The sequence below is a fragment of the Streptomyces sp. AJS327 genome (assembly GCF_013450295.1).
Taxonomy (GTDB): domain Bacteria; phylum Actinomycetota; class Actinomycetes; order Streptomycetales; family Streptomycetaceae; genus Streptomyces.
Genome location: NZ_SKBR01000001.1, coordinates 1,871,453 through 1,887,387 on the forward strand (window position 1 = coordinate 1,871,453; position 15,935 = coordinate 1,887,387).

A 15,935-nucleotide genomic window follows, 5' to 3' on the forward strand; every position below is an offset into this window, starting at 1 on the left:
CGGCTCACCCGGTTGCGGCGCCCCGGCGTGCGCTCCCCTCCCGGCCCGAGGAGGCTCGGGACACACAGGTCATTCCTGACCCGATCCGGGAGGACGCCCATGTCGGCCAAGGACCTCATGCCGGCCAAGACGGTGGAGACGGCGAAGACCGTCGAAGCCGAACCCCAGCCGCTCGCCGCCGAGTTCCTGGGCACCCTGCTGCTGGTGTTCATCGCGGTCGGCACCGCGGTGCTCTCCAGCGAGTACATCGGCACCCTCGGCATCGCGCTCGCGTTCGGGTTCGTCATGCTGGCGCTCGCGTACGCCCTCGGGCCGCTCTCCGGCAGCCACATCAACCCGGCGGTGACGCTGGGCATGTACTGCGCCGGTCGCCTCGACCTCCCGACGGCGGTGCGGTACTGGATCGCGCAGGTCGTCGGCGGCATCGTCGGCGCCGCGCTGCTGTTCCTGGTGACCAAACAGGTGCCCGGCATCGTCACCAGCGAGGCGTTCGGGAGCAACGGCTACGGCAACCGCTCGGCCGTGCAGATCAACCTGGGCGGTGCCTTCGTCGCCGAGATCCTGCTGACCATGGTGTTCGTCTACGTGGTGCTGTCGGTGACCCACAAGGTGGCCGTCTACGGGTTCGACGGGCTCCCCATCGGCATGGCCCTTGCCGTCGTCCACCTCGTCGGCATCCCGCTGACCGGCACGTCCGTCAACCCGGCCCGATCGATCGCCCCGGCCCTGTTCGCGGGCGGCGCCGCGCTGACCCAGCTCTGGCTGTTCATCGTCGCGCCGCTGCTGGGTGGCGCCCTCGCCGCCGTCGTCCACCGCGTCACCCATCCCCAGCGGCGCGGCGGCGTCCAGGGCGAGCCCGAACTCCGCTGACCAGCACGGACACGGCGTGACCAGCGACGCGGCGGCACCGGAGCGGGCCGGGGGACCGTGGGCCAGCGGGCCCTCCCCGGTCAGTGGCGGTAGGTGGCCCGGCGCGGACGGGCGGGGGTCAGCGCAGGACCGGGCCGGTGAACTTCTCGCCGGGACCCTGGCCGGGTTCGTCCGGCACGGCCGAGACCTCCCGGAAGGCCAGCTGGAGCGACTTGAGCCCGTCCCGCAGCGGCGCGGCGTGGTAGGTGCCGATCTCGGTGGCGCTCGCGGTGACCAGCCCGGCGAGCGCGTGGATCAGTTTCCGCGCCTCGTCCAGATCGCGGGCCTCCTCACCCTCCTCCGCGAGGCCGCACTTGACGGCGGCGGAACTCATCAGGTGGACCGCGACCGTGGTGATCACCTCGACGGCGGGCACATCCGCGATGTCCCTGGTCATGTCGGTGAAGCCCGGGGTGGCCGCGGAGTCGTCCGGGTCGGCGGCGCCGGGGGGTGTGCCATCGCTCATACGCCCCAGCCTATGCCCCGCGCGCGGGCCCGGGACGGCGGGGAGAGGCGTCTCCCGGCAGCTCATGTCCTGGTATGCTTGGTCGTCGACCGGCTGACGTCCGTCCTCCCGCGCCCTCGGGTGCCGTGCCTTCCGGGCACGCCTTCGGGACCGGAGCGGACAGGCTTCAGCCCACAAGTGGAGGCTCCGATCTCCCACCTGGCGGTCCTCCGGGCCGCGGGTCATCGGTCAGGCTGCGCCCCGCGGTGTACCGCGGCGGTGCTCCCGGTCTGTGAGGAGCCCCGCCTGTGTCCCGTCCGGGGCGTTTTTGCGTCTTCGGACGGATGTCACACCCAACAGAGACCCAGAGTACGGCTGTTCGCCAGACCGCCGTGCGGTGTACCCGAGGAGGCCCCATCAGCGCCGAGCCCCGCATCAACGACCGGATTCGCGTCCCCGAGGTGCGACTCGTCGGTCCCAGTGGCGAGCAGGTCGGCATCGTGCCGCTTGCCAAGGCCCTGGAGCTTGCGCAGGAGTACGACCTCGACCTCGTCGAGGTGGCGGCGAACGCCCGCCCGCCCGTGTGCAAGCTCATGGACTACGGAAAGTTCAAGTACGAGTCGGCCATGAAGGCCCGTGAGGCGCGCAAGAACCAGGCGCACACGGTCATCAAGGAGATGAAGCTCCGGCCGAAGATCGACCCGCACGACTACGACACCAAGAAGGGTCATGTCGTCCGGTTCCTCAAGCAGGGGGACAAGGTCAAGATCACGATCATGTTCCGCGGCCGTGAGCAGTCGCGCCCCGAGCTGGGCTTCCGGCTCCTCCAGCGGCTCGCCGACGACGTGGCCGACCTGGGCTTCGTGGAGTCCAACCCGAAGCAGGACGGCCGGAACATGATCATGGTTCTCGGTCCGCACAAGAAGAAGACCGAGGCGATGGCCGAAGCCCGCGAGGCGCAGGCCGCACGCAAGGCCGGACGCCAGCCTGGCTCCGCCGAGGAGAGCTCCGCCGAGGAGACCACCGAGGAACCGGCTGAGGCGTGAACCCTCCGGGGTGCCCGCCCCGGACATTGCCACCGAACCAAGCTGGCGCTCCGGCACACCGCCTGACCGGCGGTGCCCGAGGCGTCATCGACGAGGAGAGAACGGCGACATGCCGAAGAACAAGACGCACAGTGGTGCCCGCAAGCGCTTCAAGATCACGGGCTCCGGCAAGGTGATGCGCCAGCGCGCCGGTCGCCGCCACTACCTCGAACACAAGCCGTCCACCCTGACGCGCCGCCTTGCTGGCAAGACCGAGACGGCCCCGGCGGACGCCAAGAAGGTCAAGAAGCTTCTCGGCAAGTAACACCCCGCTCGACCGGGACCCATTCGATCCGGGCTGGGGCGCACCCCGACCCAGCCTCGCCAACAAGGAGTTGACAAGTGGCACGCGTCAAGCGGGCAGTGAACGCGCAGAAGAAGCGCCGGGCGATCCTGGAGCAGGCCAGCGGCTACCGCGGCCAGCGCTCGCGCCTGTACCGCAAGGCGAAGGAACAGGTCACCCATTCCTACGTCTACAACTACAACGACCGTAAGCGGCGCAAGGGCGACTTCCGGCAGCTGTGGATCCAGCGGATCAACGCCGCCGCCCGCGCCAACGGCATGACCTACAACCGCTTCATCCAGGGCCTCAAGGCCGCTGAGATCGAGGTGGACCGCAAGATGCTGGCCGAGCTGGCGGTCAACGACTCCGCCGCCTTCACGGCGCTGGTCGAGGCCGCCCAGAAGGCGCTTCCCGGTGACGTGAACGCCCCGAAGGCCGCCTGACCGCACCCCGGTCACCCCGGTTCACCCCGGTCACCGTGTTGGGCGGGCGCCGCGCACCGCGCGGGCCCGCGGCGGTGCACGCGGATCACCGGACCCGCAGGCGCTCGCGTCTGCGGGTCCGCCCCGTTCCCGCCCCGTTCCGGCCGTTTCGGTTATCCCGCCCCGGCCGTCCCGGGCCCCGCCCGCCGTACGCCGCCCACCGCCGTCCCGAGGCGGCCCGCGCGCCCCCAGGAAGCGAGCAGCCATCCCATGTCCGTTCCCGAACTGACCTCACTCCGGTCACCGCGCGTCGTCGCGGCCCGGCGACTGGCCAGGCGCGCCCACCGGGCCAGGGAGCGGCGCTTCCTCGCCGAGGGACCGCAGGCCGTCCGGGAGGCGGCGGAGCACCTGGTCGAGGTCTACATGACGCCGGAGGCCGTGCGGCGGCACCCGGACGTCGACCACGCCGCGCGGGCCGCGGGCGCCCAAGTGCTCACCGTGACCGACGAGATCATCGCGGACCTGGCCGACACGGTCACCCCCAGCGGCGTGGTCGGGCTCTGCCGGTTCCTCGACGTCCCCCTGGACGAGGTGCTGGCGTCCGGGCCCCGGCTGGTCGCGGTGCTCGCGCACGTCCGCGACCCGGGCAACGCCGGAACCGTGCTGCGCTGCGCCGACGCCGCGGGCGCCGACGCGGTCGTGCTGACCGACGCCTCCGTCGACCTGTACAACCCCAAGTGCGTCCGGGCCTCCGCCGGTTCGCACTTCCATCTGCCGGTCGTGGTCGGCGTACCGGTGGAGCGGGCGGTCGCGGGCCTGCGCGCGGCCGGGGCCCGGGTCGTCGCCGCCGACGGCCAGGGCGCCACCGACCTCGACGAGGAGCTGAACGCCGGGCGGATGGCCGGCCCGACCGCCTGGGTGTTCGGCAACGAGGCGTGGGGCCTGCCGGAGGCGACCCGCGACCGCGCGGACACCGTCGTCCGCGTCCCGCTGCACGGCCGGGCGGAGAGTCTCAACCTCGCGACGGCGGCGGCCGTCTGTCTGTACGCGTCCGCGCGTGCGCAGCGGGCCACGGGAGGGTGCCGGTCCGGTACCGCGAACTAGTAGGGTGACCTGCCCAGGGCTCGCGGCCTGACAAGGGGGATGCGAGGGGCATGGACGTGCGGAGGCCGGGGAGCGGACGGGTGCGGGAGAGTGCTTCCGACACGGCGCCGTCCGGAGCCGAGGAACGGCCCCCCGCCTGCCCGAAGCCGCCTCCCGCCGTACCTGACGTGGCCGGACTCCACCCGGACGACCTCCCCGACGGCCTCGTCGTCGCGGACGGCGGCGGCCGGGTCGTCTGCTTCAACGCCGCCGCGGCCCGCATCACCGGGCGCCCCGCCGAGGAACAGCTCGGCCTGCCCCTGGAGCGGGCGCTCCCACTGGAGGACGTCGAGGGACGCCGCTGGTGGCGGCTGACCGACCCGTACGGCGGCCTCGCCACCCGCACCGGACAGCCCGAGCGGAACCTGCTGCTTCCCGGCGGACGCGAGGTGCTGGTGCACGCCCGCTACGTGCGCCCGGTGCGCCGGGGGCCGGTGCACCGTGTGGTGGTCACCCTGCGCGGCACCGAGGCGCGCCGCCGCACCGAGCGCAGCCACGCCGAGCTGATCGCCACCGTCGCGCACGAGCTGCGCTCGCCGCTGACCTCGGTCAAGGGCTTCACCGCCACCCTGCTGCGCAAGTGGGAGCGGTTCACCGACGACCAGAAGCGGCTGATGCTGGAGACGGTCGACGCGGACGCCAACCGCGTCACCCGGCTCATCGCGGAGCTGCTCGACATCTCCCGGATCGACTCCGGGCGGCTGGAGGTGCGGCGCCAGCCGGTCGACGTGGTGGCGGCCGTCGAGCGGCACGTCGAGGCGCACACCACGGCCGGGGAGCGGCCCGGCCGCTTCGTCACCCGGGTCGCCGGTCCGCTGCCGCCGCTCTGGGCCGACCCGGACAAGATCGACCAGGTGCTGGGCAACCTGCTGGAAAACGCGGTGCGGCACGGCGCCGGAACCGTCACCATCGAGGTGGCGCCAGCGCCGACCCGTACCCGTACCGAAGGAACCGCGATCACCGTGAGCGACGAGGGCCCCGGCATCCCCGAGGAGTCGATGACCCGCGTCTTCACGCGCTTCTGGCGCGGCAGCAAGCGCGGCGGCACCGGGCTCGGCCTGTACATCGTCAAGGGCATCGTCGAGGCGCACGGCGGCGTGATCACCGTGGACCGCTCGGCGGCGGGTGGCGCCCGTTTCCGATTTATCCTGCCCGTGGGCACCCCGGCCGTCCTCGTCTGAGACCGCCGTACCGCTCACGGGCCGCCCCAGGGGCGCGGGCCACTCCGCGCACGTCCCAGTGCGCCGCCCCCCGTAGACTCGGTCCCCGGCACGCACCGCCGGGGGAGCCGCGGGGCCAGCGCAGCCAGCCAATCGGAAGCACGGGAAGAGATGTCGGCACCGAACAAGTCGTACGACCCTGTCGAGGTCGAGGCACTGAAACCGGAAGAGATCGACCGCGCGCGGGAGCAGGCGCTCGCCGCCGTAGCCGCCGCCGGGGACCTCGACGAGCTGCGCGAGGTGAAGTCGGCGCACGCCGGGGACCGGTCCCCGCTGGCGCTGGCCAACCGGGAGATCGGCGCGCTGCCGCCGCACGCCAAGGCCGAGGCGGGCAAGCGCGTCGGCCAGGCCCGTGGCGCGGTCGGCAAGGCGCTCAAGATCCGCCAGGAGGAGCTGGAGCGGGAGCGGGACGAGCGGGTGCTGGTCGAGGAGGCCGTGGACGTCACGCTGCCCTACGACCGCACCCCGGCGGGCGCCCGCCACCCGCTGACGACGCTCTCCGAGCGCATCGAGGACGTCTTCACGGCGATGGGGTACGAGGTCGCCGAGGGACCCGAGGTGGAGGCGGAGTGGTTCAACTTCGACGCCCTCAACCTCGGCCCGGACCACCCCGCCCGCACCATGCAGGACACCTTCTTCGTCGAGAGCCCGGCGGGTGAACAGGGCGGCGCGGACCCGGAGTCGGGGAGCGGCGTGGTGCTGCGCACCCACACCTCCCCGGTGCAGATCCGCTCCCTGCTGGAGCGCGAACTGCCGGTGTACGTGATCTGCCCAGGCCGCGTCTACCGGACGGACGAGCTGGACGCCACCCACACCCCGGTCTTCAGCCAGGTGGAACTCCTCGCCGTCGACGAGGGTCTGACCATGGCCGACCTGCGCGGCACGCTGGACCACATGGTCCGGACGCTCTTCGGGGAGGGGCTGGCCACCCGGCTGCGGCCCTCCTACTTCCCCTTCACCGAGCCGTCCGCCGAACTGGACATGGTCTGCTTCGTCTGCCGGGGCGACTCCGTCCACAACCCCGAGCGGCCCTGCCGCACCTGCTCCAGCGAGGGCTGGATCGAGCTGGGCGGCTGCGGCATGGTCAACCCCCGGGTGCTGCGCGCCTGCGGCGTCGACCCGGAGCGGTACAGCGGCTTCGCCTTCGGGTTCGGGATCGAGCGGATGCTGATGTTCCGGCACAGCGTCGAGGACATGCGAGACATGGTCGAGGGTGACGCGCGGTTCACCCGGCCCTTCGGGATGGAGATCTGATGCGGGCGCCGCTTTCCTGGCTGCGGGAGTACGTCGACCTGCCGGCCGGTGCCACCGGCAGGGACGTCGCCACCAAACTGATCTCGGCCGGGCTTGAGGTCGAGACCGTCGAACGACTCGGCACCGACCTGACCGGCCCCCTCGTGGTGGGGAAGGTCCTGGCCATCGAGGAGCTGACGGAGTTCAAGAAGCCGATCCGGTACTGCCAGGTGGACGTCGGGGGGCGCACCAGCCCCGGCGCCGAACCCACCGGCGAGCCGCAGAACATCATCTGCGGGGCGCGGAACTTCCGGGTGGGCGACAAGGTCGTCGTCGCGCTGCCTGGCGCGGAGCTGCCCGGCGGCTTCGCCATCTCCGCGCGCACCACCTACGGTCGGGTCTCCGAGGGCATGATCTGCTCGGAGCGCGAGCTGGAGATGGGCGACGACCACGACGGCATCATCGTGCTGCCGCCCGAGCACGAGGCGGGCACCGACGCCATCGAGCTGCTCGAACTGGTCGACGAGGTGCTGGACATCGCCGTCACGCCGGACCGCGGCTACTGCCTCTCGCTGCGCGGCGTCGCCCGCGAGACGGCCACCGCCTACGGCCTGCCGCTGCGCGACCCGGCCCTGCTGGACGTCCCCCCGCCGAACGCGGAGGGCCCCGCCGTCGAGGTCGCGGACCCGCGCGGCTGCGGCCGCTTCACCGCGCGCCGGGTCACCGGCGTCCGCCCGGAGGCCGCCTCCCCGGTGTGGCTGCGCCGCCGCCTCCAGAAGGCCGGGATGCGTCCTGTCTCGCTGGCGGTGGACATCACCAACTACGTCATGCTGGAGCTGGGCCAGCCGCTGCACGCCTACGACGCCTCCCGGGTGGACGGCACCATCGGCGTCCGCCGCGCGCGGCCGGGGGAGAAGCTGACCACGCTGGACGGCACCGACCGTGTGCTGGACCCGGAGGACCTGGTCATCACCGACAACCGCGGGCCGATCGGCCTCGCCGGGGTGATGGGCGGGGCCGAGACGGAGATCGCCGCGGCCGAGATCGACCCGGCCACCGGCGAGGTCGGCGGAACCCGCGACGTCATCGTGGAGGCCGCGCACTTCGACGCGGTCGCGATCGCCCGGGCCGCCCGCCGCCACCGGCTCTCCTCCGAGGCGTCCCGCCGCTTCGAGCGCGGCGTCGACCCGGAGGCGGGAGCGGCCGCCGCCCAGCGCACCGTCGACCTGCTCGCGCTGCTCGCGGGCGGCACCGCCGACCCCGGGGTCACGCGGTTCGCCGCCCCCTCCGGCCCGCGCACCGTGATGATCGACGCGGACCACCCGGACCGTGTCGCGGGGGTCAGCTACGGCCGGGAGACCGTCGTCCGCCGCCTCCAGCAGGTCGGCTGCGACGTGTACGGGCAGGACCGGCTCACCGTGACCGTGCCGTCCTGGCGGCCCGACCTGCACGACCCGAACGACCTCGCGGAGGAGGTCATCCGCCTGGAGGGGTACGAGAACCTCCCGGTGACGCTGGCCAGGCCGCCCGCCGGCCGTGGCCTCACCGAGCGGCAGCGGCTGCACCGCCGGGTGGGCCGGGCGCTGGCCGGAGCGGGCTACGTCGAGGCTCTCAGCTACCCGTTCGTCGGAAGCGCCGCCCTCGACCAGCTCGGCCTCGCCGCGGATGACCCGAGGCGGCGCCTGGTCCGGCTCGTCAACCCGCTCTCCGACGAGGAACCCGCGCTGCGCACCACGCTGCTCCCCGGGCTGCTCGCCACCCTCCGCCGCAACCTGGGCCGTGGCAGCCAGGACGGGCAGGAGGGGCTGGCCCTCTTCGAGACCGGACTGGTCTTCCTGCCCACCGGCGCGGAACGCGCCGCCCCGCGCCCCGGGGTGAACGCCCGCCCGACCGGGCAGGAACTCGCGGCGCTGGACGCCGCGTTGCCCGACCAGCCGCGCCACCTCGGCGCGGTCCTCGCCGGATCGCGGGAGCCAGCGGGCTGGTGGGGCGCCGGGCGCCCCGCGAGCTGGGCCGACGCGGTGGCGGCGGCCCGCCTCGTCGCCCGCGAGGCCGGTGCCGAACTGCTCGTGGAGAACGCCGAGTCGGCGCCGTGGCACCCCGGGCGGTGCGCCGCGCTCTCGGTCGTCACCCCGGACGGCCCCCGGCCGGTGGGGTACGCGGGCGAACTGCACCCGCGCGTGGTCCAGAGCTTCGGGCTGCCCGCCCGGTCCAGCGCGCTGGAACTGGACCTGGACGCGGTGGGCGCCGCGGGCGCCGGACCGGTGCGGGCCCCGCACCTGTCCACCTTCCCGGTCGCCACCCAGGACGTGGCGCTGGTGGTCGACGGCGGCGTACCGGCAGCCGAGGTGGAAGCCGCGCTGCGGGCCGGAGCGGGTGAACTCCTGGAGTCGCTGCGGCTGTTCGACGTCTTCACCGGCGAACAGCTCGGCGCCGGACGGAAGTCGCTGGCGTACGCGCTGCGCTTCCGGGCCACCGACCGCACCCTGACCGCGGAGGAGGCCTCCGGGGCGCGGGACGCGGCGGTCGCCTCGGCGGTCGAGCGGACCGGGGCGGTGCTGCGCGCCTAGCCCGCGTATGACCCGTGGGGGTGTGCTCGCACAGGCGCGCACACCCCCACCGGCGTTGGCTCACTCGTTGGAGTGAGCCTCCACCGGAGTCCCGTCCCCGGGCCCCCGGGCATCGCGCACCATCGTCCTGACCGAGGGGCCCCGGCGGGGGGAGCGTTCGCGGTCGGCTCACAGGGCTGGAGGACCGTGGTGCGAGCGAGCGGGGGACGCGACACCGGAGGGCGTCACACCGTGGCGGGACGAACTCCAAGTGCCCGGCGCGGCCCGCGCCTTCTCGGCTCCACGCGGCCCCCGCGCGCGGGCGGCCCCGGGCTGAACCTGGTGACCTGCGCACCGCCCGCGCTCTGGGTGGTGGGGGTGCTGGCCTGGGAGCGCTACGCGCCCTCCGGCACCCAGCTGATACAGCTGCTCGCCGCGACCCCGGCCATCGCCTGCGCCGGTACCGGGCACCGCCGGGGCGTGGTGGTGGGCGGGGCCTGCGCCCTGTTCGCGCTGTACCCGCTCGGCGGCGTCGGCGCCTACGAGGACCTCGGCAGCCGCGCCGGTACCTGCCTCGCGATCCTCAGCGTGGTGGTCGCGGGCTACCTCGCGGCGGGGCGCCGGGCCCGCCTCACCCACGAACTCGTACGGGTCCGCGAGGTGGCGGCGGTGACCCAGCGGGCGCTGCTGCGCCCGCCTCCGGCCCGGGCGGGGGAGTTCACGCTCGCCGCCGGGCACCTCTCCGCGAGCCGGCACGCCGCGCTCGGCGGCGACCTGTACGACGCGGTACCCACCGCCTACGGACTGCGGCTGGTGATCGGCGACGTGCGGGGCCACGGTCTGCCCGCCGTCGCCACGGTGGCCGCGCTGCTCGGCACCTTCCGGGAGGCCGCGCACGACGAGCCGGACCTCGCCGGGGTGCTGCGCCGACTGGAGCGCGGACTGGAGCGGCACCTGAGCGGCACCGGCTGCCGGGACGCCGGAGTGGAGCCGCTGGCCGAGGAGTTCGTCACGGTGCTGCTGCTGGAGGCCCGCGCCGACGGTTCCTTCGCCGCCCTCAACTGCGGTCACCCCTGGCCGTACCACCTGGCTCCGGCGGCGGCGCGGGCCGGTCCGGTCGCGGAGGCCGAGCCGCTGCCCCCGCTCGGCCTCTTCCCGCTGCCGGTGCCCCTGCCCCGTCCGTCTGTCCTGCCGCTGCCGCCGGGCGACGTGCTCCTCCTGCACACCGACGGCGCGGAGGACGCGCGGGACGCGGCCGGTGGCGCCTTCGACCTGGCCGGTGCGCTCCGGGAGGTGCTCGCGCCCGGCCCCGCCGACAGCGGGGAGGGGCGAGCACCGGACCCCGCGCACCCCGCCGAGGTGGTGCACCGGGTGCGCGCGGCGCTGCTGCGGCACTCCGGCGGCCGACTCAGCGACGACGTCGCGCTGTTCGCCGTCCGCCGGGAGCGCGGCCACGGGCCGCCCGGCGAGCCGGGGCGGGAATGCGGAAAGGCCAGCTGTACGGCTGGGAACCGGCGCCCGCCCTGCGGTCCCGCCGACCGGCGTCGACCGTGCGCCGGGGCGGCGCCGGAGCGGCGTACCGCGGCTCCCTGAACTCCGCGATCACCGTGGCACCGGTCGACAGGCCGGGTGCGTCACCCCGGGGTCCCGGGCCCCGGGGCCGTCATCGGTTCGGCGGTGTGAGGGAGCGGAGCGCGGCGCGGGCCTGGTCGGCGTCGATGAGCAGCGAGAACTCCTCGAACGCCACGGCCATGACGTCATCCGGTGTGGGGGGACGGCCCTCGGGCTTGCGCCGGGCGGCGAGGTGGGCGGCGCCGAACGCCAGGGTCGCGGCCCGCTCGCCGTCGTCGGGGGAGTCGTCGTTGAGGGCGGCGAGTACCTGTCGCCAGAGGCTCACCCCGTGCGGGGGGCCGGGCTCGAACCTCGTGGTTCCCAGGGCGCGGGCGGTCAACTCCGGGTCTCCACAGAGCCGGCCGTGGGTGAGGGCGGAGTGCCCCGGGGCCGGGGCCGGTCTGCCCGTGCTCATCTCCACGACGGTGGCCGCGGCGGTGTCCGGGGCCTCCGCTGTGCCGAGCAGGACCGCCGGGTCGTCGTCAGCGCGGTCCGCCACCGGTGAGTGCCGGGGCCAGAGGGCGACCTGGTCGAGGAAGTCGGGACCGACCGGGACTACCAGGGGACCGTCCGAGGGGCCAGGCCCGTCCCGGCCTACCTGGGGCGAGGCGAAGACGAGACGCGCGGCGCCCCCCACGGCGGTAGGCGGACGCTCCGCCGTGGGGGAGGACGGCTGGCGCGGGGGCCGCGCGGGAAGGACGATCGCGCCGACGCGCAGTATCCCGAAGCAGACGACGGGGAAGACCGGTCCCCCGGGCAGCCGTAGCCCCACCAGGTCACCGGCGCGCACGCCGTGCGCGAGCAGCCCACCCGCCACCCGGCCACTCAGCTCGTCGAGTTCGGCGTACGTCAGTACCGTGCCGCCGGCCCGTACCGCGGGCCGCAGCGGGTACCGCTCGGCCGCTTCCACCAGGACAGTGGCCAGGTTGCTCACGTCAGTCCACCTTCACACAGCGCGGGATCGGTCTCGACGTGACGATCCTCGTCGCGTGGCCGGGCCGCGGGCCATGTCGGCAGCGACAGGAACCTCTGTCCTGGCCGACAACGACCTTGTGGGACACGGTCGTTGGGGCGGATTCCGGGGGCTTCGGCCAACGCGGTGGGATGGGGGCCGAAGCTGTTCTAGGGTCGCTCCCGTGCATGCGACAGCTTCCCGGCTCGTGGTGGCCGAACTCGCCGGAAGGCTCCGGGACCGGATCGACGAGATCGCCGACGGCATGGTCGAACTGACCTACGGGAAGATCGAGTTCTACCGGACCATGGTCGTCACCCCCGCGGACCTGCACGCCTCGCTGTGCCGCAACGTCCTGGGCACGATCAACCACCTGGCCGACCCGGACTCGCCCGCGATCAGCCTCGACAGTCCCACCGAGACCGGCCGACTGCGCGCCCAGCAGGACGCCCCGTTGCCGGAGGTCCTGCGCTCCTACCGGCTGTGCTTCCGCTACTTCTGGGAGCGGCTCCTCGACGAGGCACGGAAGGACGGCGGGGAGGCGCCCACCGCCCTCCTGGACGAGGCCTCGCACATCTGGGAACTCGCGGACGTCTACTCCTCGGCGCTCACCGACTCCTACCGCCGGACCTGCGCGGAGCGGATGGTGGAGCTGGACCGGCGCCGCTCGGCCCTGGTCGGCGAGCTGATCGACGGACCGTCCTCCGGCAGCGACACCGTCTGGGAACTCGCGCGGATGCTCGACTTCCCGTTCCGGGGATCCTTCCTCGTGGTGACGGCCGTGGGACTCACCTCCGACGAACCGCCCCTGCCCGGTCTGGACGCGCGGCTCCGCGCCCTGGACGTGGCCTCGGCGTGGCGCGCCCAGCGGGGGTCCGAGACGGGAGTGCTCTCCTGCCCCCAACGCCAGCCGGTGGACAGGGTCCTGGAGGCGGTACGCGCGGTCACGCGGAGCCGGGTGGGCGTGAGCCCCCTGTACGACCGGCTCGACCAGACCGGCCGCGCGCTGCGGTACGCGCGGGTGGCCGCCGAGTCACTGCCCCCGGACGCCGCCGACGTACGTCAGCTCGACGACGCGCCGCTGACGGAACTGGTCATGAACAACCTGGAGACCACCCAGCGGGCCGTGCACCGCATCCTCGGCGGGGTGCTCGCGCTGCCCGAGGAGGACCGCACCACGCTGCTCGCGACGGCCCGGGCCTGGCTGGAGGCCCACGGCTCGGCAGCCGAGGCGGGCCGCGCCCTGTACTGCCACCAGAACACGGTCCGCTACCGCATGCACCGCCTGGAGGAGTTCCTGCGGGGTTCCCTGGACAACCCGCGGATCGTCGCCGAACTCTCCATGGCCCTGGACGCCGTGGGCACCTTCCCGATGCTGCTCGAACGCCACCAGGCCCCGCACGACGCGTGAGTCCCGGTCCGCCCCGTCCCAGGCCGCCGGGCGGGCGCCGCCGTGGCGCTGTTCCGGGCGAACTCGCCCTGGAACGGCGCCACGTGGCGGCGTGGCCGGAGTCAGCCGCGGGAGTGGAAGTCAGCCGTACGAGTAGAAGCCGGCGCCCGCCTTGCGGCCCAGCCGGCCGGCGTCGACCATGCGCTGGAGCAGCGCCGGAGCGGCGTACAGCGGCTCCTTGAACTCGTCGTACATCGAGTCGGCGATCGAGGCGACGGTGTCCAGGCCGATCAGGTCCGCCAGCCGGAGCGGGCCCATCGGGTGGGCGCAGCCCATCTCCATGCCGTTGTCGATGTCCTCGCGGTTCGCCATGCCCGACTCGAACATCCGCACCGCGGAGAGCAGATACGGGATGAGCAGCGCGTTCACGACGAAGCCCGAGCGGTCCTGGGCGCGGATGGTGTGCTTGCCCAGCGTCCCGCTGACGGCGGCCTCGGCGCGCCGCACGGTGTCCTCGGAGGTGGTCAGCGCGGGGATCAGCTCGACGAGCCGCTGGACGGGGGCCGGGTTGAAGAAGTGGATGCCCATCACCCGGTCCGGTCGGGAGGTGGCGACGGCCAGCTTCACCAGCGGGATGGAGGAGGTGTTGGAGGCGAGGATCGCGTCGGGCCGGGTCACGACCTGGTCCAGCACCTGGAAGATCTCCGTCTTGACCTGCTCGCTCTCGATCACCGCCTCGATGACGAGGTCCCGGTCGGCCAGGTCGCCCAGGTCGGTGGTGAAGGCGAGCCGCTCCAGGGTGGCGTCCCGCTCCGACTCGGTGATCTTGCCCCGTTCGGCGGCCTTGCCCAGGGAGTTCACCAGGCGGGTGCGGCCCAGCTCCAGGGCCTCGCCGCTGGTCTCCGCGACCAGGACGTCCAGTCCGGCGCGGGCGCACACCTCGGCGATCCCCGCGCCCATCTGGCCGCAGCCCACCACTCCGACGCGTTCGATGTCGGTCACATCGTGCCTTTCGCTGTTCCGTGGGGTCCGGCGGACGGCGCCGGGCCGGTGGCCCTCGTCGAGGGGTGGGCCGGATACCGAGCCGCTTCGCCGCCCGACGTTACCCGCGGGCCGCGCGTTCCCGTCGGGCGGGTCGGCCGGGCCCGCCGCGGAGCGGACGCGGGCCGCGGATTCGCCGGTGTATCGGCGTTCTCAGCCACCCGTGCCGGACCGTGCTCTCCCCGCACGCCCGCCTTCCGCCGGCGTGCGGCGCTCCGCCCCGCCCGCCGTCCGGGGAGGTCCGCCGGGGCGTCTCGTGCCGTGACCGCGGGCCGCCGTGCCCGTGGGGGAGTATCGGGCCGCGAGGTGGGCACGGAACACCGGACACTGTCGAACATGACGCGGACACGCAGAACGGCGCGGCGAGGAGCGGGGATGCGAGAACTGACGAGGCGGGGCTTCACCACGGTGGCGGCCGGGACGGTCGGCGCGCTGGCCGCCGGGGACACCGCGCTGGCGGCCAGCGCGGGCGGCGGTGAGCGGGAGCGGACCGCGCCCGCCACGGAGAGCGGGGTCTGGCGCCGGTCGCCCGACGAGCTGAGGGGCATGTGGATCGCCACCGTCGCCAACCGGGACTGGCCGAGCGAGCCGGGACTGAGCGCGGAACGGCAGCGGGCGGAGCTGCGCGGTCTGCTGGACTCGGCGGAGCGGTCGCGGCTCAACACCGTCTACTTCCAGGCCCGTCCGACGGCGGACGCGCTGTGGCCCTCGCCTCATGAGCCGTGGTCGGCCTGCCTGACGGGCGAGCAGGGGCGCGACCCCGGCTGGGACCCGCTGGGGTACGTGGTCCGCGAGGCGCACCGGCGGGGGCTTCAGGTGGAGGCCTGGTTCAACCCGTACCGGGTGGCGCAGCACGACGACCCGGGGAAGCTGCACCCCGACCACCCCGTGCGGCGGAACCCGGACTGGGCCGTGGCGTACGGCGGTTCGCTCTACTACGACCCGGGGCTGCCCGAGGTCCGGCGCTTCGTGCAGGACGCGATGCTCGACGCGCTGGTCCGGTACGACATCGACGGCGTCCACTGGGACGACTACTTCTACCCGTACCCGGCGCTGGGCGAGATCTTCGACGACGACGCCACCTACCGGCGGTACGGCGGCGGCTTCAAGGACCTGGCCACCTGGCGGCGGCACAACATCGACAGCCTGGTGCGGGAGACGGCGGCCCGGGTCCGCGCGGTGAAACCCTGGGTCCGGTTCGGCGTGAGCCCCTTCGGGGTGTGGCGGAACCAGGCCGCCGACCCCCGCGGCTCGCGCACCCGCGCCGGGGTGCAGACCTACGACGACCTCTACGCCGACACCCGGAGCTGGGTGCGGAACGGCTGGATCGACTACGTCCTCCCGCAGCTGTACTGGCACATCGGATTCGCCGACGCGGACTACGCGGTGCTCGCCGACTGGTGGGCCGAGGCGGTACGCCCGACCCGCGCCCGGCTTTTCCTGGGAGAGGCGCTGTACAAGGCGATCGACCCGGCGCAACCCGAGCCCTGGCAGGACCCGGCGGAACTGTCGCGCCACCTCCGGCACGCGCGGCGCCTGCCGGAGGTGCGAGGGCACGCCTTCTTCTCCGCGAAGGAGGTGGCGTCCGACCCCACGGGCGCGATGGCGCGCGTCATCCGCGACCACTACACGCGCTGACCCGCCGCCCCGCC

General features: G+C 74.0%; 14 protein-coding genes. 11 read left to right on the top strand and 3 right to left on the bottom strand.

The window, feature by feature from the left end; translation table 11 throughout:
- Positions 1-117: 117 nt before the first annotated feature.
- Entirely contained in the window at positions 118-870 is a 753-nt protein-coding gene (locus tag E0L36_RS07370; protein ID WP_180928666.1) for an aquaporin, read from the top strand.
- Positions 871-988: 118 nt separating this feature from the next.
- Here E0L36_RS07370 and E0L36_RS07375 read toward each other — a convergent pair whose 3' ends face one another.
- Complete coding sequence (locus E0L36_RS07375) at positions 989-1,375, bottom strand: DUF1844 domain-containing protein (RefSeq protein ID WP_180927999.1); 387 nt, start codon at positions 1,373-1,375, stop codon at positions 989-991.
- 323 nt (positions 1,376-1,698) lie between these two features.
- Between E0L36_RS07375 and infC the strand changes: the two genes are divergently transcribed.
- The 8 genes from infC to E0L36_RS07415 all read left to right on the top strand — a co-directional run bounded on the left by infC (position 1,699) and on the right by E0L36_RS07415 (position 10,882).
- A complete protein-coding gene (infC, locus tag E0L36_RS07380; protein ID WP_180928000.1) occupies positions 1,699-2,400 on the top strand; it encodes a translation initiation factor IF-3 in 702 nt (233 codons plus the stop codon).
- 109 nt (positions 2,401-2,509) lie between these two features.
- Positions 2,510-2,704 (top strand): 50S ribosomal protein L35, encoded by a 195-nt coding sequence (rpmI, locus tag E0L36_RS07385; RefSeq protein ID WP_180928001.1) that lies wholly within the window; start codon positions 2,510-2,512, stop codon positions 2,702-2,704.
- A 77-nt stretch (positions 2,705-2,781) separates the two neighbouring features.
- Positions 2,782-3,165 carry a 50S ribosomal protein L20 gene (gene rplT, locus E0L36_RS07390; protein WP_180928002.1) on the top strand — a complete coding sequence of 128 codons (384 nt, stop codon included), beginning with the start codon at positions 2,782-2,784 and terminating at the stop codon, positions 3,163-3,165.
- 249 nt (positions 3,166-3,414) lie between these two features.
- Positions 3,415-4,248: an RNA methyltransferase gene (locus tag E0L36_RS07395; protein ID WP_180928003.1), complete on the top strand. Its 834-nt coding sequence runs from the start codon at positions 3,415-3,417 to the stop codon at positions 4,246-4,248.
- 50 nt (positions 4,249-4,298) lie between these two features.
- Complete coding sequence (locus E0L36_RS07400; RefSeq protein WP_180928004.1) at positions 4,299-5,468, top strand: ATP-binding protein; 1,170 nt, start codon at positions 4,299-4,301, stop codon at positions 5,466-5,468.
- A gap of 150 nt (positions 5,469-5,618) precedes the next feature.
- Positions 5,619-6,761 carry a phenylalanine--tRNA ligase subunit alpha gene (pheS, locus tag E0L36_RS07405; protein ID WP_180928005.1) on the top strand — a complete coding sequence of 381 codons (1,143 nt, stop codon included), beginning with the start codon at positions 5,619-5,621 and terminating at the stop codon, positions 6,759-6,761.
- On the top strand, positions 6,761-9,310 hold the full coding sequence (pheT, locus tag E0L36_RS07410) for a phenylalanine--tRNA ligase subunit beta (RefSeq protein WP_180928006.1): 2,550 nt from the start codon (positions 6,761-6,763) through the stop codon (positions 9,308-9,310). Before pheS ends, pheT begins: the two co-directional genes overlap by 1 nt.
- Positions 9,311-9,631: 321 nt before the next feature.
- Positions 9,632-10,882: a PP2C family protein-serine/threonine phosphatase gene (locus E0L36_RS07415; RefSeq protein WP_180928007.1), complete on the top strand. Its 1,251-nt coding sequence runs from the start codon at positions 9,632-9,634 to the stop codon at positions 10,880-10,882.
- Positions 10,883-10,952: 70 nt separating this feature from the next.
- Here the strand turns inward: E0L36_RS07415 and E0L36_RS07420 are convergent, their stop codons facing one another.
- A complete protein-coding gene (locus E0L36_RS07420; RefSeq protein ID WP_180928008.1) occupies positions 10,953-11,834 on the bottom strand; it encodes an AMP-binding protein in 882 nt (293 codons plus the stop codon).
- 202 nt (positions 11,835-12,036) lie between these two features.
- On the opposite strand from E0L36_RS07420, the gene E0L36_RS07425 reads away from it, so the two are divergent.
- The gene (locus tag E0L36_RS07425) at positions 12,037-13,263 is read left to right on the top strand and encodes a helix-turn-helix domain-containing protein (protein WP_308416664.1); all 1,227 of its coding nucleotides are present in this window, start codon (positions 12,037-12,039) and stop codon (positions 13,261-13,263) included.
- A 120-nt stretch (positions 13,264-13,383) separates the two neighbouring features.
- On the opposite strand, the gene E0L36_RS07430 is transcribed toward E0L36_RS07425, so the two are convergent.
- On the bottom strand, positions 13,384-14,244 hold the full coding sequence (locus E0L36_RS07430) for a 3-hydroxybutyryl-CoA dehydrogenase (RefSeq protein WP_180928009.1): 861 nt from the start codon (positions 14,242-14,244) through the stop codon (positions 13,384-13,386).
- Between the two features lie 414 nt (positions 14,245-14,658).
- Between E0L36_RS07430 and E0L36_RS07435 the strand changes: the two genes are divergently transcribed.
- Positions 14,659-15,921 carry a glycoside hydrolase family 10 protein gene (locus tag E0L36_RS07435; protein WP_180928010.1) on the top strand — a complete coding sequence of 421 codons (1,263 nt, stop codon included), beginning with the start codon at positions 14,659-14,661 and terminating at the stop codon, positions 15,919-15,921.
- Positions 15,922-15,935 lie beyond the last annotated feature (14 nt).